Source organism: Stella humosa (genome assembly GCF_006738645.1).
Lineage (GTDB): Bacteria > Pseudomonadota > Alphaproteobacteria > ATCC43930 > Allostellaceae > Allostella > Allostella humosa.
On the sequence record NZ_AP019700.1, the window covers coordinates 5,246,562 to 5,273,125 of the forward strand.

27 protein-coding genes and 1 other RNA gene are annotated in these 26,564 nt (G+C 71.7%); 16 read left to right on the forward strand and 12 right to left on the reverse strand.

From position 1 onward, the window contains the following. The first annotated feature begins 80 nt into the window (after positions 1–80). Positions 81–1,514 (forward strand): amidase, encoded by a 1,434-nt coding sequence (locus STVA_RS24650; protein ID WP_123691055.1) that lies wholly within the window; start codon positions 81–83, stop codon positions 1,512–1,514. A gap of 6 nt (positions 1,515–1,520) precedes the next feature. Here STVA_RS24650 and STVA_RS24655 read toward each other — a convergent pair whose 3' ends face one another. The 5 genes from STVA_RS24655 to STVA_RS24675 form a co-directional block, all read right to left on the reverse strand. Then, positions 1,521–2,339 carry a TIGR00282 family metallophosphoesterase gene (locus STVA_RS24655; protein WP_123691053.1) on the reverse strand — a complete coding sequence of 273 codons (819 nt, stop codon included), beginning with the start codon at positions 2,337–2,339 and terminating at the stop codon, positions 1,521–1,523. Between the two features lie 7 nt (positions 2,340–2,346). Next, positions 2,347–2,961, reverse strand: coding sequence for a 5-formyltetrahydrofolate cyclo-ligase (locus tag STVA_RS24660; protein ID WP_338092745.1), 615 nt, complete (start codon positions 2,959–2,961; stop codon positions 2,347–2,349). 16 nt (positions 2,962–2,977) lie between these two features. Continuing rightward, positions 2,978–3,135, reverse strand: a non-coding RNA gene (gene ssrS, locus STVA_RS24665) — 6S RNA. Between the two features lie 12 nt (positions 3,136–3,147). After that, on the reverse strand, positions 3,148–3,474 hold the full coding sequence (locus STVA_RS24670; RefSeq protein WP_123691051.1) for a cell division protein ZapA: 327 nt from the start codon (positions 3,472–3,474) through the stop codon (positions 3,148–3,150). Positions 3,475–3,479: 5 nt separating this feature from the next. Next, positions 3,480–3,719, reverse strand: coding sequence for a DUF4164 family protein (locus STVA_RS24675; RefSeq protein ID WP_170216529.1), 240 nt, complete (start codon positions 3,717–3,719; stop codon positions 3,480–3,482). Positions 3,720–3,915: 196 nt separating this feature from the next. Here STVA_RS24675 and tkt point away from each other — a divergent pair, with 196 nt between their 5' ends. The 10 genes from tkt (at position 3,916) to STVA_RS24725 (ending at position 14,743) form a co-directional block, all read left to right on the forward strand. Further along, entirely contained in the window at positions 3,916–5,901 is a 1,986-nt protein-coding gene (gene tkt, locus STVA_RS24680; RefSeq protein WP_123691047.1) for a transketolase, read from the forward strand. A 161-nt stretch (positions 5,902–6,062) separates the two neighbouring features. After that, on the forward strand, positions 6,063–7,073 hold the full coding sequence (gene gap / locus STVA_RS24685) for a type I glyceraldehyde-3-phosphate dehydrogenase (RefSeq protein WP_123691045.1): 1,011 nt from the start codon (positions 6,063–6,065) through the stop codon (positions 7,071–7,073). 21 nt (positions 7,074–7,094) lie between these two features. Beyond that, on the forward strand, positions 7,095–7,514 hold the full coding sequence (locus tag STVA_RS24690) for a hypothetical protein (RefSeq protein WP_142235881.1): 420 nt from the start codon (positions 7,095–7,097) through the stop codon (positions 7,512–7,514). Positions 7,515–7,580: 66 nt separating this feature from the next. Continuing rightward, entirely contained in the window at positions 7,581–8,510 is a 930-nt protein-coding gene (locus STVA_RS24695) for a class I fructose-bisphosphate aldolase (RefSeq protein WP_123691041.1), read from the forward strand. Between the two features lie 35 nt (positions 8,511–8,545). Next, on the forward strand, positions 8,546–9,190 hold the full coding sequence (gene thiE / locus STVA_RS24700) for a thiamine phosphate synthase (protein WP_123691396.1): 645 nt from the start codon (positions 8,546–8,548) through the stop codon (positions 9,188–9,190). Positions 9,191–9,301: 111 nt separating this feature from the next. Next, positions 9,302–9,868 (forward strand): elongation factor P, encoded by a 567-nt coding sequence (gene efp, locus STVA_RS24705; RefSeq protein ID WP_123691039.1) that lies wholly within the window; start codon positions 9,302–9,304, stop codon positions 9,866–9,868. 7 nt (positions 9,869–9,875) lie between these two features. Beyond that, a complete protein-coding gene (locus STVA_RS24710) occupies positions 9,876–10,694 on the forward strand; it encodes an inositol monophosphatase family protein (protein ID WP_123691037.1) in 819 nt (272 codons plus the stop codon). A 681-nt stretch (positions 10,695–11,375) separates the two neighbouring features. Continuing rightward, positions 11,376–11,699: an OmpA family protein gene (locus tag STVA_RS27815; RefSeq protein ID WP_170221612.1), complete on the forward strand. Its 324-nt coding sequence runs from the start codon at positions 11,376–11,378 to the stop codon at positions 11,697–11,699. 49 nt (positions 11,700–11,748) lie between these two features. Continuing rightward, positions 11,749–12,891, forward strand: coding sequence for a flagellar motor protein MotA (locus STVA_RS24720; protein WP_123691033.1), 1,143 nt, complete (start codon positions 11,749–11,751; stop codon positions 12,889–12,891). A gap of 19 nt (positions 12,892–12,910) precedes the next feature. Then, complete coding sequence (locus STVA_RS24725) at positions 12,911–14,743, forward strand: peptidoglycan -binding protein (RefSeq protein WP_123691031.1); 1,833 nt, start codon at positions 12,911–12,913, stop codon at positions 14,741–14,743. Between the two features lie 7 nt (positions 14,744–14,750). On the opposite strand, the gene cyaY is transcribed toward STVA_RS24725, so the two are convergent. Beyond that, the gene (gene cyaY / locus STVA_RS24730; protein WP_123691029.1) at positions 14,751–15,074 is read right to left on the reverse strand and encodes an iron donor protein CyaY; all 324 of its coding nucleotides are present in this window, start codon (positions 15,072–15,074) and stop codon (positions 14,751–14,753) included. 109 nt (positions 15,075–15,183) lie between these two features. Here cyaY and rpmE point away from each other — a divergent pair, with 109 nt between their 5' ends. Next, positions 15,184–15,432, forward strand: a complete 249-nt coding sequence (gene rpmE / locus STVA_RS24735) for a 50S ribosomal protein L31 (protein WP_123691027.1) — start codon at positions 15,184–15,186, stop codon at positions 15,430–15,432. A 176-nt stretch (positions 15,433–15,608) separates the two neighbouring features. Continuing rightward, a complete protein-coding gene (locus tag STVA_RS24740) occupies positions 15,609–16,061 on the forward strand; it encodes an Hsp20 family protein (RefSeq protein WP_123691025.1) in 453 nt (150 codons plus the stop codon). Between the two features lie 67 nt (positions 16,062–16,128). On the opposite strand, the gene STVA_RS24745 is transcribed toward STVA_RS24740, so the two are convergent. The 3 genes from STVA_RS24745 to STVA_RS24755 are packed head-to-tail and all read right to left on the reverse strand — an operon-like array spanning position 16,129 to position 18,705. Next, positions 16,129–16,572 carry an acyl-CoA thioesterase gene (locus tag STVA_RS24745; protein WP_123691023.1) on the reverse strand — a complete coding sequence of 148 codons (444 nt, stop codon included), beginning with the start codon at positions 16,570–16,572 and terminating at the stop codon, positions 16,129–16,131. Between the two features lie 11 nt (positions 16,573–16,583). Next, complete coding sequence (locus STVA_RS24750) at positions 16,584–17,372, reverse strand: alpha/beta fold hydrolase (protein WP_123691021.1); 789 nt, start codon at positions 17,370–17,372, stop codon at positions 16,584–16,586. Between the two features lie 13 nt (positions 17,373–17,385). Beyond that, positions 17,386–18,705, reverse strand: coding sequence for an O-acetylhomoserine aminocarboxypropyltransferase (locus STVA_RS24755; RefSeq protein ID WP_123691394.1), 1,320 nt, complete (start codon positions 18,703–18,705; stop codon positions 17,386–17,388). A 69-nt stretch (positions 18,706–18,774) separates the two neighbouring features. Between STVA_RS24755 and STVA_RS24760 the strand changes: the two genes are divergently transcribed. Then, positions 18,775–19,452, forward strand: coding sequence for a DUF429 domain-containing protein (locus STVA_RS24760; protein WP_170216528.1), 678 nt, complete (start codon positions 18,775–18,777; stop codon positions 19,450–19,452). Positions 19,453–19,458: 6 nt separating this feature from the next. Here the strand turns inward: STVA_RS24760 and STVA_RS24765 are convergent, their stop codons facing one another. From STVA_RS24765 to STVA_RS24775, 3 genes are read right to left on the reverse strand one after another with little or no spacing between them, the layout of a single operon-like run. Then, positions 19,459–20,133 carry an HAD family hydrolase gene (locus STVA_RS24765; RefSeq protein WP_123691019.1) on the reverse strand — a complete coding sequence of 225 codons (675 nt, stop codon included), beginning with the start codon at positions 20,131–20,133 and terminating at the stop codon, positions 19,459–19,461. An 11-nt stretch (positions 20,134–20,144) separates the two neighbouring features. Continuing rightward, on the reverse strand, positions 20,145–21,029 hold the full coding sequence (locus STVA_RS24770) for an alpha/beta fold hydrolase (protein ID WP_123691390.1): 885 nt from the start codon (positions 21,027–21,029) through the stop codon (positions 20,145–20,147). A 46-nt stretch (positions 21,030–21,075) separates the two neighbouring features. After that, complete coding sequence (locus tag STVA_RS24775; protein WP_123691017.1) at positions 21,076–21,267, reverse strand: DUF1192 domain-containing protein; 192 nt, start codon at positions 21,265–21,267, stop codon at positions 21,076–21,078. 89 nt (positions 21,268–21,356) lie between these two features. Here STVA_RS24775 and STVA_RS24780 point away from each other — a divergent pair, with 89 nt between their 5' ends. Further along, complete coding sequence (locus STVA_RS24780; protein ID WP_123691015.1) at positions 21,357–22,355, forward strand: NAD(P)H-quinone oxidoreductase; 999 nt, start codon at positions 21,357–21,359, stop codon at positions 22,353–22,355. Between the two features lie 27 nt (positions 22,356–22,382). Beyond that, entirely contained in the window at positions 22,383–26,513 is a 4,131-nt protein-coding gene (locus STVA_RS24785; RefSeq protein ID WP_142235883.1) for a rhamnan synthesis F family protein, read from the forward strand. The last annotated feature ends 51 nt before the right edge of the window (positions 26,514–26,564 follow it).

Consider the following 26,564-nt stretch of genomic DNA (forward strand, 5'->3'; position numbering starts at 1 on the left):
TGCGCGACGCCGTGACGCGGGTAGCATCCGGGCCATCCCCAAGGCGCGATCGCGCCCGGCCCCGGAACCAAGGAACAGCAATGCCACACGCCGACGACGCCCTCGATCTGGATGCCATCGGCCAGGCCGACCTGGTGCGGCGCAAGGAGGTATCCCCGGCCGAGTTGGTGGAGGCCGCGATCGCCCGCATCGAGCGCGTCAACCCGCAGGTGAATGCGGTCGTCATCAAGACCTACGAGCGGGCGCGGGCGGCGGCCGCCGGCCCGCTCGACGGCCCGTTCGCGGGCGTGCCGTTCCTGCTGAAGGACATCGCCTGCGAGGAGGAAGGGGTGCCGCTGCGCGGCGCCAGCACCTTCGGCGGCGACTATGTTCCGACAGCCGACAACGAGCTGGTCCGACGCTACCGTGCCGCCGGCCTGCTGTTCCTGGGTCATACCAACGCGCCCGAGCTGGGCATCGGCCCGACGACGGAGCCCCGCCTCTACGGCCCGGCCCGCAACCCGTGGGACCGCGAGCGGTCGACCGGAGGCTCCAGCGGCGGGGCGGCGGCGGCCGTGGCGACCGGCATGGTGGCGGCGGCCCACGGCAACGATGCCGGCGGCTCGATCCGCATCCCGGCCGCCTGCTGCGGCCTGTTCGGCATGAAGCCGACACGGGCGCGCAACCCCGTGGCGCCGCATTTCGGCGACATCATCGTCGGCATCGCCGCCGACCATGTGCTGTCGCGCAGCGTGCGCGACAGTGCGGCCCTGCTCGACGTCACCGCCGGGCCGACGCTGGGCGACCCCTACTGGGCCCCGCCGCTTGCCCGCGCCTTCGCCGAGGAGGTCGGCGCCGACCCCCGCCGGCTGCGCATCGCCTTCTCCACCCGCTCGCCGATCGGCACGCCGATCGACCCCGACTGCGTGCGCGCGACCGAGGAGACCGCCCGCCTGCTCGAATCGCTGGGCCACACGGTCGAGGAGGCCGACCCCGCCGTCGACGGCGAGGCGTTCTGGCGCGCCTTCACCGCGGTCATCGCCGCCGGTGTCGGCTGGGCGCTGGCCGGGCTGGAGCGGCGCGTCGGCCGCGAGGCGACGCCGGACGACCTGGAACCGTTCGTCTGGGGCTTCACCCGGCGCGCCCGCGAGCAGACGGCGCCGCAGTTCCTGCTGGCGCTGCAGGACATGCAGCGCCATGCCCGCGAGATGGCGGGATTCTTCGTCGAGCATGACGTCTGGCTGACGCCGACGCTGGGATCGCCCGCGGTCCCGCTCGGCACCTTCTCGCTGCAGCAGGGCGGCGACGCCATGGCGATGCGCCGGCAGATGAACGTGTTCGCGCCCTTCACCTGGATGTCGAACGCCAGCGGCCAGCCGGCGATGTCGGTGCCGGCCGGCTGGAACGAAGCCGGGCTGCCGCTATCGGACCATTTCGTCGGGCGCTTCGGCGACGAGGCGACGCTGTTCCGGCTGGCGGCGCAGATCGAAGCGGCGCGGCCCTGGGCCGGGCGGCGCCCGCCGATCCACGCCTAGAAGGGATCAGTCGGGCGGGTGGCTTTGCATGAGCCGCCCGCCCAGCCGAACCGGCGCCACCGACAGCGCCAGGCCGGTGGCGTCGTCGGTGGCGACGAAGACGCCGCACATCGTTCCCTCGCCATCCGCCGGCGACAGGCGCTCGCCCGGCACCTTCTTCACGAAGCGGGCGACAGCGCCCTCCTTGCGCATGCCGATCACGGAATCATAGTCGCCGCACATGCCGGCATCGGTCTGGTAGGCGGTGCCGCGGGACAGGATCTGCGCATCGGCGGTCGGCACATGGGAATGGCTGCCGAAAACGGCCGAGACCCGCCCGTCCAGATGATGGCCCATGGCCATCTTCTCGCTGGTCGCCTCGCCATGCACGTCGACCAGAATGGCGGCGGCCGCGCCCGCACCCATCGGATGGGCCGGCAGCAGGGCGTCGATCGCCGCGAAGGGGCAATCGAGCGGGTCCATGAAGAGGCGGGTCATCAGGTTGGCCACGACCACGCGGCGCCCGTCGGCCAGGGTGAAGGCGGTCGCCCCCTGCCCCGGCGTGCCGGGCGGGTAGTTGGCCGGGCGCAGCAGGCGCGGCTCGGCAGCGAGCGTCGACACGATCTCGCGCTTGTCGAACAGATGGTTGCCGGTCGTGACGACATCGACGCCGGCCGCGAAGAACTCGCGGCAGATCGCCTCGGTGATGCCGAAGCCGGCGGCGGCGTTCTCGCCATTCACCACCACGAAGTCGATCCCGTGGCGCCGGCGCAGGGCCGGCAGGCGGCTGGTCACCGCCTCGCGGCCGGAACGGCCGACCACGTCGCCGCAGAACAGCATCCGCATCGCCGGCTTAATCCCCCGCGGCAGCGGCCGGATAGAACGCGGCCTCGGTGACGATGGCGTCCAGCCGGGCGTCGTGCGGGCCGGCCGGGACCCGGTCGCAGAACTGGCCGTCGAAGGCGACCCCGATCGCGCGGACGGTGCGGCGCGCGCGCAACCCGGCCAGGGTCCGGTCGTAGAAGCCGCCGCCATAGCCCATGCGCCGCCCGGCGGCGTCAAAGGCCAGGAGCGGCACCAGCAAGAGATCTGGCTCGGCCGCAGGCGCCTCTGGCAGCGGCTCGGAGAGGCCGAAGGGGCGCGCCCGCAGGGGATCGCCCGGCCGCCATTGCCGGAAGGTGAGCGGCAGCCCGCGACGCGGCGTGACCGGCAGGCAGAGCGTGCAACCGGCCGCCGCCAGGCGCGCCATCAGCGGCCGCGGATCCATTTCCTCGCCGATCGGGAAATAGCCGGATACCACGGTTTCAGGCGTCACGGCGGGGATGGCGGCGAGGAAGCGATCGGCCAGCCGATCGCCTGCATCGGGGCCGGCATGGCGTGCGGCGTCGGACCGGCGCAGGGTGGCGGCGACGCGGAAGGTCGCCTTCTCGTGCTCCAGGTCGGTATCGCGGTCAGCCGAAGGTGAGATGGCCGAAGATAAGGTGGACGGGGCCGCCTCGGCCGTAGGCATTGCTAAACCCTCCGTGGCCTGCGAACGCAGGTGGGCGCCATGTATCGCGACCACGGTCGCGACAGGGACAGCTCCCTAGAGGTTATGAAAGGCCCCGGGGTGACAGCGTCCTGACGCACCAGGCAGCTCCGTCCACCGCTATAGCTAAGCCTGCTCGAGCCTCGCGGCAATGGTCTCTACGCGTTGGGCGACAAGATCGAGCTCGCGGCCCAGCGTGTCGGCCGCCCCGCTCTGCCCCTCGGCGGCCCGTTTCAGGCGCGCGATCTCCTCGAAGGCCGACGCCAGTTCGTCGGCGATCAGCAGGCCGGCCATCAGGATCACGCGGGCCTCGCCGATCTGGCCGAGGTCGCCCGAAATCTGCGTCGCCTTCTGGTCGATATAGCCGGCGAGCCGGCGCAGGCGCTCTTCCTCGCCCGCACCGCAGGCGACACTGTAGGTGCGCCCGTTGATCGTCAGCGAGACGGACGGCATGGCGCTCAGTGCGTCCGGTCGAGCGCGCCGCGGGTGCGCACGATGACGCTGTCGAGGCGGTGGGCGGCGGCATCCGTCGCCTGGCGCAGGGCGGCCTTCTCGGCCTCCATCTGCGCCAGCGCGCGCGCCAGCCGGTCGCGCTCCTCGGCCAGGGCCTTGCGCTCGGCCGTCAGCACCGGCACGCGGGCCGCCGCGGCTTCCAGCCGGTCGAGCGCCCGCTCCAGGCGGTCGCGGGCACGTTGCATGGTCGAGGGCGGAATCGGGATCGTCGGTGCGGCCATGGATACAGTTGTAACGACCGGCTCGGCAGCGCGTCAATGAAGGTACCCGGGAAGGTGCCCGGAATGCGCCGCGGGGGCCGGGCCGGGGCAAATTCGCCACCGCGGTTGACGAGGGGGGGCTCCGGCGGCAAGTTGCGGGCCCTTTTCCCCCGGAAATCCGATGTCCAACGCACCGACCGCAACCGACCTCCGCGCCATGGCGAACGCCGTCCGCGCCCTTTCGATGGATGCCGTCGAGGCGGCGAAGTCGGGTCATCCCGGCATGCCGATGGGCATGGCCGACGTGGCCGCCGTGCTGTTCACCCGGTTCCTTGCCTATGACCCGGCCGACCCGGCCTGGCCCGACCGCGACCGCTTCGTGCTGTCGGCCGGCCACGGTTCGATGCTGCTCTATTCGCTCCTACATCTCACCGGCTATGCCGACATGACGATGGACGAGCTGCGGCGCTTTCGCCAGCTCGGCAGCCGCACCGCCGGCCATCCGGAGTACGGCCACGCCGCCGGCATCGAGACGACGACCGGCCCGCTCGGCCAGGGGCTGGCGACGGCGGTCGGCATGGCGATCGCCGAGCGCCACCTGAACGCCGCGTTCGGCGACGCGCTGGTCGACCACCGCACCTATGTCATCGCCGGCGACGGCTGCCTGATGGAGGGCATCAGCCACGAGGCGATCTCGCTGGCCGGGCACCTGAAGCTGGGCCGCCTGATCGTGCTGTTCGACGACAACAACATCTCGATCGACGGCGCCACGGCGCTGTCCGTGTCCGACGACCAGCAGGCGCGCTTCCGCGCCAGCGGCTGGGATGTGCAGGCGGTCGACGGCCACGACCCGGAGGCGGTGGCCGCCGCCATCGCGGCCGCCCAGGCGACCGACACGCCGTCGTTGATCGCCTGCCGCACGCAGATCGCCTATGGCGCGCCGACCAAGGCCGGCACGTCGGGCGCCCATGGCAGCCCGCTGGGCGCGGCCGAGATCGCCGGCGCGCGCGAGAAGCTGGGCTGGGATTCCCCGGCCTTCGTCGTGCCCGACTCCGTGCTGTCGCTGTGGCGGAACGCGGGGCGGACGGCCGCGAAGAAGGCCGACGCCTGGCGCCAGCGCCATGCCGCGGCAGCCGCACGCGCGGAGTTCGACCGGCGCATGGCGGGCGAACTGCCGGCCGGCCTGTCGGCAGCCATGGCCGAGTACAAGGCGGGCCTGATCGCCACGCCGCCCAAGGTCGCCACCCGCCAGGCATCGGGCAGCACGCTCGACGTGGTGGCCAAGGTGATGCCCGAGCTCGTGGGCGGATCGGCCGACCTGACGCCGTCCAACAACACCAAGGCCAAGGGCCAGGCGGTGCTGGAGGCCGGGAAGTACGGCGGCACCTACCTGCATTACGGCGTGCGGGAGTTCGGCATGGCGGCCGCCATGAACGGCCTGGCGCTGCATGGTGGGGTCGTGCCCTATGGCGGCACCTTCCTGGTCTTCACGGACTATGCGCGGCCCGCCATCCGCCTGTCGGCGCTGATGGGCATCCGCGTCGTCTATGTCATGACCCATGATTCGATCGGGCTTGGCGAAGACGGCCCGACGCACCAGCCGGTCGAGCATCTGGCCGCGCTTCGCTGCATTCCCAACCTGCGGGTCTTCCGGCCGGCCGACGCGGTCGAGACGGCCGAGTGCTGGGAACTGGCACTGGCCGCCAAGGCCAACCCGTCGGTCATCGCGCTGACCCGGCAGGGCGTGCCGACCCTGCGTACCGATGCGACCGAGAACCGCAGCGCCCGCGGCGCCTATGTCCTGGCCGAGGCCGAGGCCGAGGGCGCGCGCGCCGTGACGCTGCTCGCCACCGGGTCGGAGGTCGGGCTCGCCATGGAAGCCCGCGCCCTGCTGGCCAAGGAGGGAATCGCGGCCGCCGTCGTTTCCATGCCGAGCTGGGAGCTGTTCGCCGAGCAGGACGCGGCCTATCGCGCAGCCGTGCTGGGCAGCGCGCCGCGCGTCGCCGTCGAGGCTGCCGTGCGCCTCGGCTGGGACCGCTGGATGGGCGACAACGGCGTCTTCGTCGGCATGCCCGGCTTCGGCGCCTCGGCCCCTGCGGGCGAGCTCTATCGCCATTTCGGCATCACCGCCGAGGCGGTGGCCGCCGCCGCCAAGGGCCTGGTCTGAGCTTTTTCGGGATTCGGGGAATGTCCGGCCCAACCGGGCCGTTTGCTGGTCGATCCGGAGCATTCCCCGCTCCCCCGCTTCATTGAGTACGGCGCCCGCCGCCACCACCTAGCCGATCTAGCCATTCCCCCCACCCGAGAGCCTGGAGGATCGTCCCCATCATGGCCACCCGCCTTGCCATCAACGGCTTCGGCCGCATCGGCCGCCTCGTCTTCCGCGCCCTGGCCGAGAGCGGCCGCACCGACCTGCAGGTCGTCGGCATCAACGACCTGGGTCCGGTCGAGACGAACGCGCACCTGCTGCGCTACGACAGCGTCCATGGCCGCTTCCCCAAGGAGGTGAAGACCGGCGAGGGCACGATGGACGTCGGCCACGGCCCGATCAAGGTGACGGCCGAGCGCGACCCCGCCAAGCTGCCGTGGAAGGAGCTGGGCGTCGACATCGCGCTGGAATGCACGGGCATCTTCACCAAGCGGGAGGCCGCGGCCAAGCACATCGAGGCGGGTGCCAGGCGCGTGCTCGTTTCCGCCCCGGCCGATGGCGTCGACCTGACCGTCGTCTACGGCGTCAACCATGACAAGCTCGAGGCCGGCCACACGGTCGTCTCGAACGCGTCCTGCACGACCAACTGCCTGGCGCCGCTGGCCTATGTGCTGCACAACTCGGTCGGCATCGTGAATGGCTACATGACGACGGTGCACGCCTATACCGGCGACCAGCCCGTCGCCGACACCATGCACAAGGACCTGCATCGCGCGCGTGCGGCAGCCCTGTCGATGATCCCGACCTCCACGGGCGCCGCCCGCGCGGTCGGCCTCGTCCTGCCCGAGCTGAAGGGCAAGCTGGACGGCACCGCCATCCGCGTGCCGACGCCGAACGTTTCGATGGTCGACCTGACGTTCAACGCCGCGCGCGACACGTCGGTCGAGGAGATCAACAAGCTGATGGCCGAGGCCGCCGCCAGCGCCCGCTTCAAGGGCATCCTCGACATCAACACCGCGCCGCTGGTCTCGATCGACTTCAACCACAACCCGGCCAGCTCCACCTTCGACGCCGGCCAGACCGCCGTCATCGACAAGCGTCTGTGCCGGGTGCTGTCCTGGTACGATAACGAGTGGGGCTTCTCGAACCGCATGCTGGACACGGCCGCCGCGATGGCGAAGCTCGGCTGACCTGAACGGGTGGACGCTGCCGTGGAAGTGCGATCGGCCCACGAGGCGCGGATCGCCGCCACGGCGGCGGCCGCCCTCGGCCGCCCGCTGCTGCTCGTCAGCCCGCGCGGCGGGGCGGCATCGCTGGGGCCGGCCATGTTCGCGGCCATCGTCGATGCCGGCCGGCAGATCCACCCGGACACCGCCGGCATGATCGACTGCGAGGATGCCGAGGGGGACGCGCTGCTGGCGCTCCGCGTCGGCATCGGGCTCGTCATCTACAAGGGCGGCGCGGCGGTGCGGGGGAAATTGCAGGCGATCGCCGCGGCCGGTGGCCGCGCCGTCGTTGCGGAACGGCCGGATGCCCTGGTCCTCCACCGGGAGACGGACGCGCCCGCCGCCTGCCGCCACTGGCTTGCGACATCACGCCGGCCGGGCGCCCCACCCGGCGCCATTGCATAAACAGGCTTGCTCGCCTAATCACTCCGGCCGATCGACGATCGGCCGCCGAAGGGAAGGAGAATACCGATGAAGGTGACCCAGAAGGTCAAGCGCATCCTCGACGGGTACGAAAGCGACAATCCGGGCACCAAGGCCAACCTCGCCCGCATCCTGATGCAAGGGCGGCTGGGCGGCACCGGCAAGCTCGTCATCCTGCCGGTCGACCAGGGCTTCGAGCATGGCCCCGCGCGCAGCTTCGCGCCGAACCCCGAGGCCTACGACCCGCATTACCATTTCCAGCTGGCCATCGACGCCGGCCTGTCGGCCTATGCCGCCCCGCTCGGCATGATCGAGGCCGGTGCCGACACCTTCGCCGGCTCCATCCCGACCATCCTCAAGGTCAACAGTGCCAACAGCCTGGCCCGCGACAAGCACGGCCCCACCCAGGCCGTCACCGGCTCGGTGAAGGACGCGCTCCGGCTCGGCTGCTCGGCCATCGGCTTCACGATCTATCCCGGCTCGGACAATGCCTTCGGCATGTTCGAGGAACTGAGCCTGCTGACCGAGGAAGCCAAGGCCAGCGGCCTGGCGGTGGTCGTGTGGTCCTATCCGCGCGGCGGCGACCTGACCAAGGCGGGCGAGACCGGCATCGACATCTGCGCCTATGCCGCCCACATGGCGGCACTCCTCGGTGCCCACATCATCAAGGTGAAGCCGCCCACGGCCCACCTGGAGCTGGAAGCGGCCAAGAAGGTCTACGAGGCCAAGAAGATCGACGTGTCGACGGCGGCCGCCCGCTTCGCCCATGTCGTGCAGTCCTGCTTCGCCGGCAAGCGCATCGTCGTCTTCTCGGGCGGCGAGGCCAAGGACCTGGACGGGCTCTACAACGAGGTCCGTGCCATCCGCGACGGCGGCGGCAACGGCTCGATCATCGGCCGCAACACCTTCCAGCGCCCGCGGGCCGAGGCGCTCGCCATGCTCGACCAGATCGTCAAGATCTATCAGGGCAAGGCGTGACCAACCCCAAGGACGGCAGCGTGAGGAAACCGACGATGACCGGCGACGAGCGCTGCCGCCTCTATCTGATCACGCCCGCGGTGCTGGAGCCGGTGGCATTCGCCGACCGGCTCCAGGCAGCGCTGGACGGCGGCGACGTCGCCTGCCTGCAACTGCGGCTGAAGGATGTCGACGACGATGCGTTCCGGCGTGCGATCGAACGGCTGATGCCGATCGCGCACGCCCATGACGTGCCGTTCCTGGTGAACGACCGCCCCGACCTGGCGGCCGAGTTCGGCTGCGACGGCGCCCATGTCGGCCAGCAGGACACGCCCTATGCCGAGGCGCGACGGCTGCTGGGGCCGGACGCCATCGTCGGCGTCACCTGCCACGACAGCCGCCACCTCGCCATGGAGGCCGCCGACGCCGGGGCCGACTATGTCGCCTTCGGCGCCTTCTTCCATACCGAGACCAAGCCGCCGCGCTTCTGGGCCACCACCGAGCTGATCGAGGCCTGGAGCCAGGTGACGACCGTGCCCTGCGTAGCGATCGGCGGCATCAAGCCCGACAATCTCGGCCCGATCGTCCAGGCCGGCGCGGATTTCATCTGCGTCGTCACCGGCGTCTGGGACCACCCCGACGGCCCGGGCGGCGGGGTCGCCGCCTACAACCGCGCGATCGCGGCCGCGCTGGCCGGGTAGCCGGCCGGCGATCGGGCGAGCCGGCCAACCTTGCCGCCGGCAGACCTAGCTGTTAGCTTCCGCGGCGCTTTCGCACCGCCCTTGACGCCCTATGGCGGCGAACGGAAACCCATGAAAATCACGGCAATCGAAATCAAGCCCGGCAATATCCTCGACCACCAGAACCGTCTGTGGGTCGTCCTCAAGCGCGAACTGATCCAGCCCGGCAAGGGCGGCGCCTTCGCGCAGGTGGAGATGCGGGACATCCGCACCGGCAACAAGACCAACGAACGCTTCCGCACCCAGGAGACGGTCGAGCGCATCCGCATGGACGAGAAGGAATACCAGTTCCTTTTCGCCGAGGGCGACACGCTGACCTTCATGGACCAGGAATCCTACGAGCAGATCGTCGTCGACCGCGCCAAGGTCGGCGACCCGGCGGACTTCCTGCGCGATGGCATGACCGTCACCATCCAGACGCACGAGGGCGAGGCGATGGCCGTCACCCTGCCGTCGACGGTGACGATGCTGCTGACCGAGGCCGACCCGGTGGTGAAGGGTCAGACCGCGTCGTCGTCCTACAAGCCGGCGATGCTGGAGAACGGCCGCAAGATCCTGGTCCCGCCCTTCATCGAGGCCGGCACCCGCATCGTCGTCGACACGACCGAAGGCACTTACGTCGAGCGGGCCAAGGACTGACCGCACGATGGCCCGCCCCTCCCCCGTCATCAACGTGATGACGCTCACCGCCCGCAAGGCGGCCAGGGAACTGGTCCGCGATTTCGGCGAGGTCGAGCAGCTCCAGGTATCCCGCAAGGGCCCGGCGGACTTCGTCAGCGCCGCCGACCTGCGCGCCGAGAAGACTATCTTCCGCGAGCTGTCCAAGGCACGGCCGGGCTACGGCTTCCTGATGGAAGAAGGGTCGGGCGCCACCGCCGAGGGCGACGGTCGCCACCGCTGGATCGTCGATCCGCTGGACGGGACGACCAACTTCCTGCACGGCGTGCCGCATTTCGCCATCTCGATCGCGCTCGAAGTCGACGGCGAGATCGTGGCCGGCGTCGTCCACCAGCCGCTCACCGACGAGACCTATTGGGCCGAGCGCGGCCAGGGCGCGCACCTCAATGACCGGCGCCTGCGCGTGTCGTCGCGGGCCAAGCTCGAGGACGCGCTGATCGGGACGGGCATCCCCTTCAAGGGCGAAGAGGGCCACGGCCACTATCTGGGCACGCTGGCGCGGATCACGCCGATGGTCAGCGGCGTGCGCCGCATGGGAGCGGCCGCCCTCGACCTCGCCTACGTCGCGGCCGGACGCTACGAGGCCTTCTGGGAATTCGACCTGAAGCCGTGGGACATCGCGGCCGGCATCCTGCTGGTCCGCGAGGCCGGCGGCTACGTCACCACCCCCGGCGGCGATCCCAACGTGCTGCCGAGCGGCGATATCCTGGCTGCGAACGACCGCCTGCACCAACCGCTGGCGGAGCTGATCCGCTCGGTTCCGCGGACGGTCGACGCCGCCGCCTGACCGGCCGCGGGTACCGGAGGGCCGCCCGCGGTTGTGGCCGCGGCCGGCCTTGCGGTACATTTCCTGCACGTTCGACGTGCCGGCGCGGAAGCAAGAGAGGTTGCCCCGGATGACGCATCACCGATCGAGCCGCATGGTCACCGCCGCCTGCACCGGCCTGCTCTTCCTGGCCGGAACCTCAGCCACGCCCGCGCGCGCGGCGGGCGATGTCCATGTCGATCTGAGTGCGCTGGATCAGCTTGGCTTCACCGCCGGCCGCGGCCGCGGCAATGCCCCGGCCCTGACCCTGAAGCCGCCGGGCGAGGTCGCACCGCCGGCCGCCCGCCCCGCCGCCGCGCCGTCGCCGGTGGCTGCACCCGCACCGGCCCCGCCAGCACCGCCCCCACCCGTCGCGGCACCCGCCCCGACAGCCCCGCCGCCGGTCCGCGCGGTCGTCGCACCGCCGCCGCCGGCCGTAGCACCGCCGCCCGCGGCCCCTTCGACCCCGGCGCCCCGGATCGCAGCGGCACCGCCCTCGCCTGCTCCAACACCGCCTGCTCCGACACCGCCGGCCGCCACGCCGGCACCCCCGCCCCTTCCAGCACCGCAGGCAGCCGCCCCGGCCCGGGTGGCCCCGCCGCCGCCGGTGGTGGCACCCCCGCCGTCACGCCGCCGCAGACGGCCGCCCTGGCCCCGCCGCCCGTGGCCCAGCGCCGTGGCGAGGTGCGGGTCGCCTTCCCGGCCGGCGGCAGCGAACTGCCGAACGCCGCCCGCGGCGAACTCGACCAGATGGCCCGCCGCCTGGCCGGCGACGAGGCGCTGCGCCTGCAACTCAACGCCTATGCCAGCGAGACCGGCGACCAGTCGAGCCAGGCGCGCCGGCTGTCCCTGTCGCGCGCGCTGGCCGTCCGCGCCTACCTGATCGACAAGGGCGTGCGCAGCACCCGCCTGGACGTCCGCGCGATCGGCAAGACACAGGATGACGGGCCGGCCGACCGGGTCGACCTCGTCGTGGTCGGGCGCTGATGCCAATGGCCCTGCCCCTCGACCTGCCCGACCGCAGCAGGCCCCGCCGGTGACCAATCCGCGCCGGTTCCTCTTCCGGATGGTGGTCTTCCTGATCCTCGTGGTCGGGGCACTGGCGCTGCTCTATCCCGGCCTGGAAAAGGCCTTCCTGGCCAAGCCGGCCCTGAACGGCATGATCGTCGGGATCATCCTGTTCGGCATCGTCTACATCGTCCGCCAGGTGCTTCAGCTCGAGCCGGAGGCCGCCTGGGCCGACACGCTGCGGCGCAGCGAGCCCGGCCTCTCGGTCATGCGGCCGCCGCGCCTGCTGGGGCCGGTGGCGGCCATCCTGCAGGAACGGCGGGGCCGGCCCAGCCTGTCGGCGCCGGCCCAGCGCTCGCTGCTGGACGGGCTCAGCTCCCGCCTCGACGAAACCCGCGACATCTCGCGCTACCTGATCGGGCTGCTGGTCTTCCTCGGCCTGCTCGGCACCTTCTGGGGCCTGCTGGAGACGGTGGCCGCCGTCAGCCGCGTCGTCTCCAACCTGTCGGTCACCGGCGTCGACATGGGCCAGGCGCTGAACAACCTCCAGCGCGGGCTGGAAACGCCGTTGGCCGGCATGGGCACGGCCTTCAGCTCGTCGCTGTTCGGGCTGGGCGGGTCGCTGGTGCTGGGCTTCCTCGACCTCCAGGCGGGGCAGGCGCAGAACCGTTTCTACAACGAGATCGAGGACTGGCTGGCGAGCCTGACCCGGCTGTCGGGCGGCACGCCGGTGAGCGACGGCGACCAGTCCGTGCCGGCTTACATCCAGGCGCTGCTGGAACAGACCGCCGACAACATGGAGAACCTCCAGCGGATCATGATCCGCGGCGAGGACAGCCGGATCCAGGCCAACGCCAACCTGACCGCGCTGACCGAGCGGCTGGGCACGCTGACCGACCAGATGCGCGCCGAGCAGTCGCTGATGCTGCGCCTGGCCGAGAGCCAGGTTTCGCTGGAGCCGCTGCTGGAACGGTTGACCCAGGCCACCGGCAAGGGCGGCATGGACGAGGAGGCCCAGCACCAGCTCCGCGCCATCGAGCGCCAGATGGCCCGCCTGATCGACACCACCGAGCAGGCCAGTGCGGCGGCCGCCCAGGAAGTCCGCGCCGAGATCCGCATCCTCGCCCGCACGATCGCCGCCCTGGCCGACGAGCCCGAGCGCAGGCGCTAGCGCCGGAGCCCCCTCGCATATGGCCCGATTTCGCGAGCGGCGCGGCGGCTTCGACATCTGGCCCGGGTTCGTCGATGCCCTGACCCAGCTGCTGATGGTGGTCATCTTCATCGTGCTGGTGTTCACGGTGAGCCACTTCTACCTGGGCACGGCGCTGGAAGGGCGCGACGCCACCGTGGAGCGGCTGAACCGCCAGGTGAGCGAGCTGGCCGACATGCTGGCCCTGGAGCGCACGACCGCCGAGGACCTGAAATCCGGCAACGAGCGCCTGACGCTGGCACTCGACGGCGCCACCAAGGAGCGGGCGACGCTGGCGGGCCAGCTCACGGCGCTGCTGGCCGAGCGGGACCAACTGGCCGCCCAGGCGACCGAGCGCACGGCCGAGCGCGACCGGGCGCGGACCGACCTGGCCGCGCGGTCGACCGACCTTGCCACCCGCACCGGCGAGCGCGACCAGCTTGCCCGCAACCTGACCGCGGCCGAAGCGCGGATGACGGCGGCCGCCGCCGACATCGCCCAGCTGGAGGCAGCCCAGGCCGCCGCCCAACGGACCGTGACCGCGGACAAGGCGACCATCGAGACCCAGTTGCGCGACCTGGCGCGCCTGGCCCGCGACCTGGAGGCGCTGCGCACCCTGCGCGCCGACCTGGAGCGGCGGATCGCCAACCTGTCAGCGACGCTGGCCGAGACGACGCGGGTCGCCACCGAGATCGACAGCGACCGGGCGCGCCGCCTCCGCGAGCTGTCCGAGCAGGCGACGGCCGCCGAGGCCGCCCGCACCCGCATCGCCGGCCTGGAAGAGCAGATGGCCCGGCGCGAACGCGCCCTGACCCAGGGGGCAACCGCCCTGACCGAGGCCCAGCGCCGCGGCGAAGCCCTGGCCAAGGAAAGCGAGAGCCGCGCGGCCGATATCGCCCGGCTGGAGCGGCAGGTGCGCGAGCTGGCCTCGGCCGTGGCCGAGCGCGATGCCCGCATCCGCGCGCTGTCCGGCGCCATCGACGACGAGACCGCGCGGCGCCAGGCCGACGCCCGTACCGCCCAGCAGGCCGCAGGCGCGCTGCGCGACCGGGCGAAGGAACTGGAGGCCCGACTGGCCGGCGAGCAGGAGCGCACCCTGCTGGCGCAGCGCACGATCGAGGAGAACGCGGTGCGCCTGCGCGCCATCTTCGAGCGGGCCGAGCGTGGCGAGCGGGAACTGGAGGCCGAGCGCAAGGCCGGCGGCACGGCCCGCGAATCGGTCCGCAGCCTGTCGGTCGAGCTGGAGGCCCTGAAGGGCGAACTGGCCAAGCTGAACGCGGTGCTGGAGGCATCCGAGGTCAAGAACAAGGCCCAGCAGGTGCAGATCGTCGACCTCGGCAGCCGCCTCAACCAGGCGCTGGCGAGCAAGGTCGAGGAGCTGTCGCGCTATCGCTCGGAATTCTTCGGTCGCATGCGCACGTTGCTGGCCGACCGCCCGGATGTGGAGATCGTCGGCGACCGCTTCGTCTTCCCGGCCGAGGTCCTGTTCGCCGTCGGCTCCCCCGACCTCAACGAAACCGGCAAGGCGCGGATGGCCGACCTGGCGCGGACGCTCAAGGACATCGCCGCCACCATCCCGCCCGACCTGCCCTGGATCCTGCGCGTGGACGGCCACACCGACCGCTCGCGCGTGCGCTCGCCGATCTTCCGCAACAACTGGGACCTGTCGGCGGCGCGCGCCATCAACGTGGTGCAGTTCCTGATCGAGCAGGGCATTCCGGCCAACCGCCTGGCGGCCACCGGCTTCGGCGAATTCCAGCCGATCGACCCCGGCGGCAGCGAGCAGGCCTTCACCCGCAACCGCCGAATCGAGATGAAGCTGACCGAGCGGTAGGGCGCGCTTACGCCGCCGCGGCCGGAATGGCCACGCCGAGATCAGCCGACAGCACGTCCTCCAACACTTCGTTCCCGCGGGTGGAAACCCAGCGCCCACCCGCCTCGTCCGGCGCGAAGTGCCAGGCGCCGGAGCGCGGCGAGGACAGCCAGATCTCGCGGTTGGGGGCGTGCTTGTTGACGACGAAGGTGCCGGTGTCATCGACCTCGATGGTCAGGATGCCGTCGCGCAGCTCGCAGTCGGCGTCCGGGCAGGCGCCCTCGATCGCGTCCATCAGGTGGCGCAGGGTACGCTCGGCCAGGGCCGAGAAGGTGCGTTCGTCGATGGCCATGGCGGGTCTCCTGGCATCCGGAATCGGGGCCGGCACCATAGGGCGGCGGCGCGCGCCTTGCATCCCCGGCGGGCTTCCGATATAAGCGCGCGCTTCCGAGGAGCCCCACATGAAGCCCAACATCCATCCCGACTATCACGAGATCACGATCATCGAGACCGATGGATCGACCTTCACCACCCGGTCGACCTGGGGCAAGGCGGGGGATTCGATGCGGCTCGACGTCGACACCAAGTCCCACCCGGCGTGGACCGGCGGCCAGGCGCGCCTGAACGACGCCGGCGGCCAGCTCGCCCGCTTCAACAAGCGGTTCGCCGGCATGGGCCTGCGCACCGGCCCGGACGCCAACAAGGCCTGATACCGCCTGGCGGCGGCCCTTTCGAGGGGCCGCCGCCAAGGTGTTGAAAGGGTCTTGAACGGCCCGGTCGTCTTCCTATCTCCTGTGAGTGTCGGGCGCCCCTCGGGGGCCCGGCAGACCAGATCCAGCCCGATGTCGGGTGGATCGACGTCCCTTTGCTCATTGAGGATGTGGACATGACGAATTTCGACTTTGCGCCGCTGTTCCGTTCCACGGTCGGCTTCGACCGCATGATGCGGCTGCTTGAGACCCAGGCCGGCGAAGCGCCGTCCTACCCCCCCTACAATATCGAGAAGACCGGCGACGACGCCTACCGCATCACCATGGCGGTGGCAGGCTTTGCGGCCGCCGACCTTGAGGTCGTGGTGCGCGAGAACACGCTGACGGTGGTCGGCCGCGGCACGCCCGACGCCGATGGCACCAAGTTCCTGCATCGCGGCATCGCGCGCCGTGCCTTCGAGCGCCGGTTCGAGCTGGCCGATTCGATCAAGGTCGTGGGCTCGGCGCTGGACAACGGCCTGCTCCATATCGAGTTGAAGCGCGAGATTCCGGAATCCGCCAAGCCGCGGACCATTCCGATCGCCGCTGCCAACCAGCCGCAGGCCTACATCGACCAGAAGGCCGCCTGAACGTCCCTGCGGACGCATCAAGCGCGCTGACGACTGCCCCGCCCGGGATCGCCCGGGCGGGGTTTTCTCATTCCAGGGGGACGGCGATGGCGGCAAGCGCCGCGCGCATCGCGGGCGGGATCGGCGTCGGGCGCCGGCTCTCGCGGTCGACGAAGACATGGACGAAATGGCCCTCGGCCGCCGCCTCGTCGTCGCCCGCGCGGAACAGGCCGATCTCGTAGCGGACGCTGGAATTGCCGAGCCGGCCGACGCGCAGGCCGGCGTCGATGACCTCGGGATAGGCCAGCGCCTTGCGGAAGCGGCACATGCTCTCGGCCACGATGCCGATGACCGGACCGGCGGCGAAATCGAGCCCGCCCGCATGCACGAGGTAGAGGTTCACGACGGTGTCGAAGTACGAATAGTAGACGACGTTGTTCACGTGCCCATAGACGTCGTTGTCCATCCAGCGCGTCGGCACCTGGCGAAAATGGCCGTAGCCGTCCCGCCGCCCGATTCCCGTTTCGGCCATGCCTCGCCCCTCTAGAAGATTTCGGCCAGCGCCGACAGGGTCTCGTCCGGCCGCTCGGTCATGATCATGTGGCCCGCCCCCGCCAGGACGACCGTGCGGGCGCCCGCAATCGCCTGGCCCAACGGCCGCGCCCGGCCGGCCGGCGTCATCCGGTCCTCGGCCCCCAGCAGCAGCAGGGTCGGGCAGGCGACGGCAGCGGCCGCCGCGAGCGCCCCGCCATAGGCAGCGCAGGCCTCCAGGTCGGTCGCCAGGGTCTCCGGGTCGGCCTCGCCGATCAGGCGGATGCCGCCCGCCACCATCCACAGGCCGGGCGCGCGGTGGCCGCCCAACTGGGCACGCGGGCCGAAACCCCAGGAGCTCATCAGTTCCGGCGCCAGGGGGCCGCCGGCACGGGCGGCCGCCACGAGGTCGGGATGGACCGGCATGTCCGGGGTGACGCCCAGCAGCGCCAGCGCACGGAAGCGGTCGGGAGCGGCGGCGACCCCGGCCAGCGCCACCAGGGCCCCCATGCTGTGCCCGCCGATCGCCACCCGGTCCGCGCCGGCGGCATCCAGGAGGGCCAGCACCCAGCGCCCCATGTCGGGGATGGAGGCAAGCCCCGGTCCCGCCGACCGGCCATGGCCCGGCAGGTCGACCGCCAGCACCGAGCGGCCATGATGGGCGAGCCAGCGCGTCTGCAGCCCCCAGGCGGTATGGTCCATCCCGGCCCCATGCAGGAGCAGTACCGGCGCGCGGGCGGGATCGAACGGCTTGCCGCCGGTGGCGGCGAAGACCCGGCGGCCGTCTACGAGCAGATCCATCGCGCCTGCCCCCTCAGCCCTTGACCGGTGCCGGCTGGGTCGCGCGCTCGGCCGCGCGCAGCGCCTGCTTCAGGTCGTCGATGATGTCGCCCGCATCCTCCAGCCCGACCGACAGGCGGATCATGTCCTCGCCCACCCCGGCCGCCGCCAGCGCCTCGGCATCGAGCTGCTGGTGGGTGGTGCTGGCCGGGTGGATCACCAGCGTCTTGGCGTCGCCGACATTGGCCAGGTGCGAGACCAGCCCCAGCCGGTCGATGAAGACGCGGCCGGCCTCGCGCCCGCCCTTGATGCCGAAGGCGATCATGCTGCCCGCCCCGCGGGGCATCAGGCGCCGGGCCAGCGCATGGTCGGGATGGTCGGGCAGGTCGGGGTGGCAGACCCAGGCGACCTGCGGGGCGGCCTTGAGGAAATCCAGGATCGCGCGGGTGTTGGCGACGTGCCGGTCCATGCGGAGCGGCAGCGTCTCGATCCCTTGCAGGATGTGGAAGGCGTTGGTCGGCGACATGGCCGCGCCGAAGTCGCGCAGGCCCTCGGCGCGGGCGCGCATGATGAAGGCGAGCGGGCCGTACTCCTCGGCGAAGTCGATGCCGTGATAGCCGGCATAGGGCTCGGTCAGGGTCGGGAAGCGGCCCGAGCCTTCCCAGTCGAAGCGGCCGGAATCGACGATGACACCACCGATCGCCACGCCATGCCCGCCCATCCACTTGGTGGCCGAATGCATCACCAGGTCGGCGCCATGGTCCATCGACCGGCAGAGATAGGGGGTGGAGAAGGTGGCATCGACCAGCAGCGGCAGGCCGTGGGCATGGGCCACCGCCGACAGGGCCGGCAGGTCGACGATCTCCAGCCCCGGATTGCCCACCGTCTCGACGAACACCAGCCGGGTTTCCGGCCGCATGGCGCGGGCGAACGCCTCGGGGTCGCGCGGCGGCACGAAGGTCGTCTCGATGCCGAAGCGCGGCAGGGTCAGCTTCAGCAGGTTGATGCTGCCGCCATAGAGCGAGGCTGCTGCCACGATATGGCCGCCCGCCCCCATCAGGGTGGCGATGGCGAGGTGCAGGGCCGCCTGGCCGCTGGCGGTGCAGATGGCCCCCACCCCGCCCTCGAGCGCGGCGATGCGCTCTTCCAACACCGCCACGGTGGGGTTGGAGATGCGCGAATAGATATGGCCGGGCCGTTCGAGGTTGAACAGCGAGGCGGCGTGGTCCGTGCTCTGGAACACGAACGAGGTCGTCTGATAGATGGGCACGGCGCGCGCGCCATGGACCGGATCGGGCTGCTGGCCGGCATGGAGGCTGAGCGTGTGGAAACCTGGAAACTTGGGCTCGGCCATGGTCCCCATCCTCGATCGTCGGGCCGGCACCATACACGGGCCGCATGGCCGCCCGGAAGCCTCGCCCGCATGATCCTGGCGGGCGTCGACGGCTGCCGCGGCGGCTGGATCATGGTCGCCCGCGACATGGCGACGGACGATTGGCGCGTCCATCACTTCGCCCGCTGGGACGAGCGGCCGCCGGCCGACCTGACGGCGGTCGACATGCCGATCGGCCTGCCGGACAGCGGCCAGCGCGGCTGCGACTTCGCGGCCCGGGGGCTGCTGGGCCGCCATCGCCAAGCCAGCGTCTTCATCGGCCTGCGCCGGCCGCTGCTCGATTTCGCCGACTATCCCACGGCCAACGCCTGGGCCAAGGCCGACGGGTCCGGCCTGTCGAAACAGGCCTGGTTCCTGCTGCCGCGGATTGCCGAGATCGACCGGGCGATGGGCCCCGCCGATCAGGAACGGGTCCGGGAATGCCATCCCGAACTGGCCTTCCTGCGCCTGGCGGGCGAGCCGCTGGTACAGTCCAAGCGCACGGCGGAAGGGCTGGAGCGCCGGCGCCGGCTGCTGGAGGCGGCCGGCATCGACACCAGCCGGCTGCTGACTGGCCTCGATCGCCGCATGGCAGCGGCCGACGACCTGTTCGACGCCGCCGCCATCTGCCTGACCGCCGGCCGCATCGCCGCCGGCAGCGCCACACGCCTGCCGGCCGGCGACCCGCCCGCGGACGGCCGGGGCTTGCGCATGGAGATCTGGTACTGACGGCCGCTATGCCGGGGCGATGGCGGTCGCCCCAAGCCATTCGGCCAGGCCCAGCATGGTCGGATGCACCTCGTGGGCGCCGGCGGCACGCAGCCGATGGCCCAGTTCCACATCGGCATGCGCGCCGCCGGTGAATCCCACCACCGCCATGCCGGCGCGGCGCGCGGCCGTGGTGCCGGCAACCGAATCCTCGATCACCAGGCAATCGGCCGGGTCGACCCCCATCTGCGAGGCCGCGAACAGGAAGACGTCCGGAGCCGGCTTGCCGCGCTTCACCTGGCTGGCCGAGAAGACCGATGGGCCAAAGAGGTCGATCAGGCCGGCCGTCGTCAGGTTCCGGCGCAGGCTCTCGAGCCCGGTCGAGGACGCAACGCAGGTCTCGTGTCCCATCGCGCCCAGGGCCCGCACCGTGTCCGCCGCCCCGGCAATCGCCGCCAGATCGGCCGCGAACCGCTGGTGGCTGGCCTCGCGGAGTCGCTCGAAATGGCCGTCGGGAATGGCAAAGCCATGGTCGTCGGCCAGGACGCGCCACACGTCGCGGCCGGGAATGCCGCTGAAGCGACGGGCCAGTTCCGCCGGTACCGCCGCGAAGCCGAACTCGACCAGGAACACCGCGTCGACCTCGGCATAGATCAGTTCGGAGTCGATGAGGACGCCGTCGCAATCGAAGATGACCAGCATGGATGGGCTTCCTAGGAGGATGGCAGTTCGGCCAGCGCCGCCAGCACCGCGCCCGGCGCCTCCTGCGGCAGGAAATGGCCGGCGACGGGGATCACGCGGCGGACATAGGGGCCGGAGAAGAAGCGGGCATGGCCGGCCGAATCCGCGGGCGGGCTGACGCCGTCGGCTTCCCCGTGCAGGACGACGGTCGGCACCGATATCGCGGGCTGGATCGCCAGCCGCGCCTCGATCTCGTCCAGCGCCGGGTCGCCCGGTGCTGCGCCGTAGCGGTGGCGATAGGACTGCACCGACACCGCGACAAAATCCGGATTGTCGAACGAGACCGCCGTCCGCTCGAAGGTGGCATCGTCGAAGGCCCAGTTGGGCGACCAGAGCCGCCATAGCAGGCGGCAGATATCGCGCCGGTTCGCCTCCAGCCCGGCCTGTCCGCGCTCGGTGTGGAGATACCACTGGTACCAGTAGCGCGCCTCCTGGGCGGCCGGTGCGGGCCGGTTGGCCCGCGCGATGTTCTGGATGTTGTAGCCGCCGATCGAGACCAGCCCGGCCACCCGCTCGGGCCAGAGCGCCGCCGTGACGCAGCAGGCCCGGCCGCCCCAGTCATAGCCGGCCAGGTGCGCGCGCGGGATCGCCAGCGCATCCATCAGCGCCAGCAGGTCGGCCCCCAGGGCTGCCTGTTGGCCCGAGCGCGGGGTCGCCGGGTCCAGGAAGCGCGTCGGTCCGTAGCCGCGCAGCCAGGGCACGATCACGCGCCAGCCCTGCGCGGCGAGCGAGCCGACGACGCCGTCCCAGCAACGGATGTCGTCCGGGAAGCCGTGCATCAGGAACACCGGCCGGCCGTCGGCCGGGCCATGTTCCTCGTAGGCGATCTCGAGCACCGGCGTGCGGATCGTCTTCATCGCCATCTCCGGCATCACCATCTCCGGGCTTGGGGTCTGCGCGCGATCAGCGGCGGAACAGGGCTTCGGCCACGCCGCGATGGCCGCGCTTGGCTTCGATGGCGGCGCGAACGCGGGCGATCTCGACCTCCATCTCGGCGATATAGCTCTCCAGTTCCTCAACCGACATCGGGTCGAGCAGCCGCGGCGCCGGCTTGGCCGGACGGGGCATCAGGTCTTCGGGATCGATCGCGGACATGGCGGCTATCGTCTCCGGCTCTTGTACAGTCGTGGCCTGCCATACTATCCGGGAACGCAAAGCCGGGAACCCTGGAGGAGCACCCACCGATGGCCAATCTGCCCCCGACCATGCGCGCCGTGGAGATCGTCCGTCCCGGTGGCCCCGAGGTGCTCGTCGCCACCACCCGGCCGACCCCGCAACCCGGCCCGGGCGAAGTGCTGGTGCGCGTCCAGGCCGCCGGGATCAACCGGCCCGACGTGCTGCAGCGCAAGGGCGGATACGCCCCGCCGCCCGGTGCATCCGACCTGCCGGGCCTGGAGATCGCCGGCACCGTGGCCGCGGTCGGCGCCGATGCCGGGCGCTGGCAGCCGGGCGATGCGGTCTGCGCCCTGGTGTCGGGCGGCGGCTATGCCGAATATTGCGTGGCACCGGCGCCGCAGTGCCTGCCCATCCCCGCCGGCCTGACGATGGTCGAGGCGGGCGGGGTGCCGGAGACCTTCTTCACCGTCTGGACCAACGTCGTCGAGCGCGGGCGGCTGCAGGCGGGCGAGCGGCTGCTGGTCCATGGCGGGTCCAGCGGCATCGGCACGACCGCCATCCAGATGGCCAAGGCCTTGGGGGCCACGGTCTATGTGACGGCCGGGAGCGCCGAGAAGTGCGCGGCCTGCGTCGGCCTGGGCGCCGACCTCGCGATCGATCACGGCCGGGAAGACTTCGTGGCCCGGGTTCAAGAGGCGACCGGCGGCGCTGGTGTCGACCTCATTCTCGACATGGTCGGCGGCGACTACACCCAGCGCAACCTGGAGGCGCTGGCGGTCGAGGGCCGGCTGGTGCAGATCGCCTTCCTGCGCGGCGCCAAGGTCGAACTGAACCTGGAACCGATCATGCGCAAGCGCCTGACGCTGACGGGATCGACGCTGCGACCGCGCACCGTCGCCCAGAAGGGCGCCATCGCGGCGGCCCTGGAACAGCGGCTGTGGCCGATGCTGGCGGCTGGCCGGTTGAAGCCGCCGATCTTCCGCACCTTTCCGCTCGACCAAGCCGCGGCCGCCCATGCGCTGATGGAATCCAGCACGCATATCGGCAAGATCGTCCTGGAAGTCTGAGCCGCCGGACGATTGGGGCGGCCGGCCGTGCGACAGGAACCCGAGGCCGGCCGACCGCCGTTCGACGAAGACCATTACCGGCGGCAGCTACCGCCGGGCGAGGCCGGCGGCGACGCCTGGGCGCACTACTGCGCGACTGGCTGGCGGCGCGGGCTCGACCCGCATCCGCTGTTCAGCAGCCGCCACTATCTGGCGCGGGCGCCCGGGGCGGCCGAAAGCGGGCTCGACCCGTTGACCCACTATCTGCGGGTCGGCGCCGCGGCCGGCCGGTCGTTCCATCCGGCCTTCGACATCGTCCGCTATCGCGACCTGCTGCCGCCGGGCGAGACGGCGGCCGACCCGTTGCTCCACTACCTGATCCACGGCGCCGGACGCGGCCTCAGCCCGTGCGATTTCTTCGACCCCGAATATTATCTCCAGGGCGCCGGACCGGAGGCCGCCAGCGATCCGCTCTCCCACTACCTCTCGGTCGGCTGGCGGCGGGGCCTGGCCTTCCACCCGCTCTTCGCGCCCGACTGGTACATGGCCCAGCCCGGCGCCGGCCGCCACAGCCCGATCCCGCTCGTCGACTTCCTGCTGACGCCGGTCGGTGCCAAGCGAATCCCGCACCCGTTCGTCGAGCCGGGCCAGGCCAGGCCCGACATGCTGGATCGCCTGCTGGATGGCGGTGCGGAGCGATCGGCACCGGCGATCAACCGCCTGCGGTCGGATGGCTGGTTCCGTCGCGACGGCGGCAGCCGGCGCGGCTATCTGGCGGCCCGGCCGCGGCATCGGGCGGCGGGCCGCCGGCGGGTCGTCTTCGTCGGCCACGAAGCGAGCCGGTCGGGGGCACCGCTGATCCTCCTGCGCCTCATCGAGCATGCCGTGGCGACGGGCCTGCTCGAGCCGTTCGTCATCCTGGTCAAGGGCGGGGCGCTGCTCGACGCCTACGCCGCGACCGCGCACGTGCTGCTGGCCGAGCCGGGCGAGGCGCCGGGCGAGATGGTCCGCTACCTGCTGGACCGGCTGGCCGACGAGCCGCCCGCAGCCGGCCTCGTCAACACGATCGCCCGCCCGGACTTCCTGCCCGTCCTGGCCAGGGCCGGGCTGCCGCCGCACGTGATGGTCTACGAGCCACCGGACATGGCGCCGGCCAACGACGTGCGGGTCGTGGCCCTCCATGCCCACCGGCTGGTGTTCGCCTCGCACGACACCGCCGCCCGCTTTGCCCGACTGGCGCCCAACGCGAAGGGCACCAGCGTGGCGCTCCATGCCGGGTCGACGGCACCGACGCTGCGTGGGCTGAGCCGCCCGGACGAGCCGGCCGAGCTGATCGTGCTGGGCTGCGGCGTGCTGAGCTGGCGCAAGGGCATCGACTGGTTCGTGGCCGTCGCGCGCAAGGTCCTGGCCCTGCTGCCGGTCGACACGCCCGTGCGCTTCCGCTGGGTCGGCCCCAGCCAGCAGCGCCACCATGAAGGGGTCGACCTCTGGGCCGTCTATGACGCCGAAGCCTTCGGCGTCGGTCATCGGGTGGAGTTCGCAGGCCCGGTGGAAGACATGGCCGGCCACTATGCCGAGGCCGCCATCTTCCTCTGCACCTCGCGCGCGGACGCCTTTCCGGGCGTCGTCCTGGAGGCGATGGATGCCGGCCTACCCGTCATCGCCTTCGACGGCAGTGGCGGCGCGCCGGAAGCCCTGGCGGAAGGCGCCGGCATCATCGTGCCCTATGGCGATATCGACGCCATGGCGGCGGCGGCAGCGGCCCTGCTGCGATCGTCGACGGCGCGGCGGGAAATGGGCGCGCGGGCGGCCGATCGGATCGCCCGAAGCTATCGCTTCGCCGACTACACGGCCGCGGTTCTGCGCCCGATCCTGCCGGCGATCCGGGCCGAACAGATGGCCGGCGTCGCGATCGCCGGCATGAACGCCGGCATGAACGATACGGGCGCGACGCCGGCAACCGCCCCCGTCCCGGCCGTCGCGGCGAAACCGGCGCCCCGTCTCGACCCGTTGCGCGCCACCGTGCTGGTGGTGGTGGACGGCCGCGACAGCGAATCCGCTATCCTGGCGCTCAATCTCGCGGGCGTGCTGCGCCAGAGCCGGAACGTCGTCCTGGCCATCTGCGCCGCGCGGGCACTGGCGGTGACCGGACGGCTTGCCGCCCACGTCGTGGCCCTGCTCGACCTGGCGCAGATGCGCAATCCCGGTGGGCTCAAGATCGAGTTCGACCGTCTGGCGGACGAGCATCGGGTCGTGCGCGCGATCCTGGTCGGCACACTGCCCCCGGCGATCGCGATCACGCTGGCCGCGCGCTTCGTGCCGGCAGTGCATGTGCCGGCCCGCGCGCTGGGCAACGGCCCCGACCGCGAGATGGCGCTTTGGTCTCAGGCCGTGGTGGCGACGACACCCGCCATCGCCGATTCCGTGGCCGCCATGTTTCCGGAGCGCACCGCCCGCGACCGGCCCTGCTGGCCGGTCGGGCGGTCGCGCATCTGGACCGGCAGCGTGGCCGGGCGGCGCGCGGCCGTCGAGCGGTTGCAGGCCGCCCTGGGCGGCGGCGGCGGCGAGGGCCGGCCGCTGACGGTGCTGGGGGCGGGGCCGCCAACGCTGGAAGGCGGGTTCGACCGGTTCATGGACTGCGCGGCGCGCCTCGCCGAGCACGCCAACATCCGCTTCCTGTGGATATGCGATCCGGGCAGCACCGACAGCGCGGAATGGCAGGCGACGCGCCGGCGGCTGGCCGAGGATGCGCGCTATCGCCGGCTCGTGCCCTGGGGTGAGACACCCTCGCTCGATCCGGTCTATCCGCTGGCCGGGATATTCCTGGCGACGGGCGGCGGCGACCGCATCCCGACGGCCGTCGCGGGCGCGATGGAGCATCGCCTTCCCGTCGTGGCCTTTCGCGATGGAGGCGCGCTGGCAGCCTTGCTCGCCGGGAATGGCTGGCTTGTGGACGAGTTCGATGCCGCGGCGGCAGCGGCCGTCATCGCCCGCCTGGCCGGGGCCGTGGCCGAGCGGACGGCCGCCGGCCAGGCAGCCGAGCTGCTGGCACGAACCTTCCTGCCGATGGTGGAGTGGGTCGCGCAGGTCGACCGGCTGGCCATCGAGCGCGCGACCGATGCCGCGCGCGAGCAGGCCGACGTCGCCACCATCCTGGCCGACCCCGAGTTCGACCATGGAGAGTTCGCCGGCCCGGATAGGGACGCGGGCGAGCGCGCCTTCTCGGTCCTGACCCATGTCCGGCACTGGAGTGCGGGCTTCTGCCCCCGGCGGCCCGCCCCGGGGGTACATCCGGGCGTCCTACGGGAGAATGGCGGGCACGGATCCGGCGATCCCTTCGCCGGCCATATCCGGGCCGGCAAGCCCGCCGGGCCGGGACGCCGGGAGGTGATCGGGCCGGACGCGCAGCCCGGCGTCGAGACCGGCATGCGCGCGGCCCTGCACATCCACCTGTTCCATACCGACCTGGGGCCGGACCTGCTGCGCCGGCTGGCGGTCAATCGGCACCGCTGCGACCTGATCCTGACCACCGATACCCCGGCCAAGGCTCGCGAGATCGCATGGTCGCTAGGCGCGATGGAGAATGGGCGCGCACGCGTTGTCGTCGTGCCCAATCGCGGACGGGACCTGGGTGCCTTCCTGACCGGCGTCGGCGGCGGGATGCTGGCCGGATACGACGTCGTCGGCCACCTGCACGGCAAGAAGGCCAGGCACCAGTCGGACAGCCAGACGGAACGCTGGCGCGAGCGCCTGTTCCAGTCGCTGCTGGGCGAGGTCCATCCCATGATGGACGCCATCCTTGCCCGCTTCGCCGCCGACCCTCGCCTGGGCCTGGTCCACCCCGACGATCCGCACCTGATCGGCTGGGACGAGCGGCCGCCCAACGCGCCGACGTCGCCGCTGCGCAGCAACCGCCACTGGGCCGGCATGCTGGCACCGCGCCTGGGCCTCGACCGATTGCCGGCGTTCTTCGATTTCCCGGTCGGCAGCATGTTCTGGGCGCGGCGGGCCGCCCTGCAGCCGCTGTTCGACCTGGACCTGGGCTGGCAGGACTATCCCGACGAGCCGGTGGACCGCGACGGGACCGTCCTGCATGCGATCGAGCGCCTGTTCGGCATCGTGGCCGAACGGGCCGGCTACCGGGTCGCGGTCAGCCACGTACCGGGTTTCACCAGATAGGCCAAGGGTAATGGCTATCGGCGTGAATCGTCCCAAAAGGTTGCGCCAGAC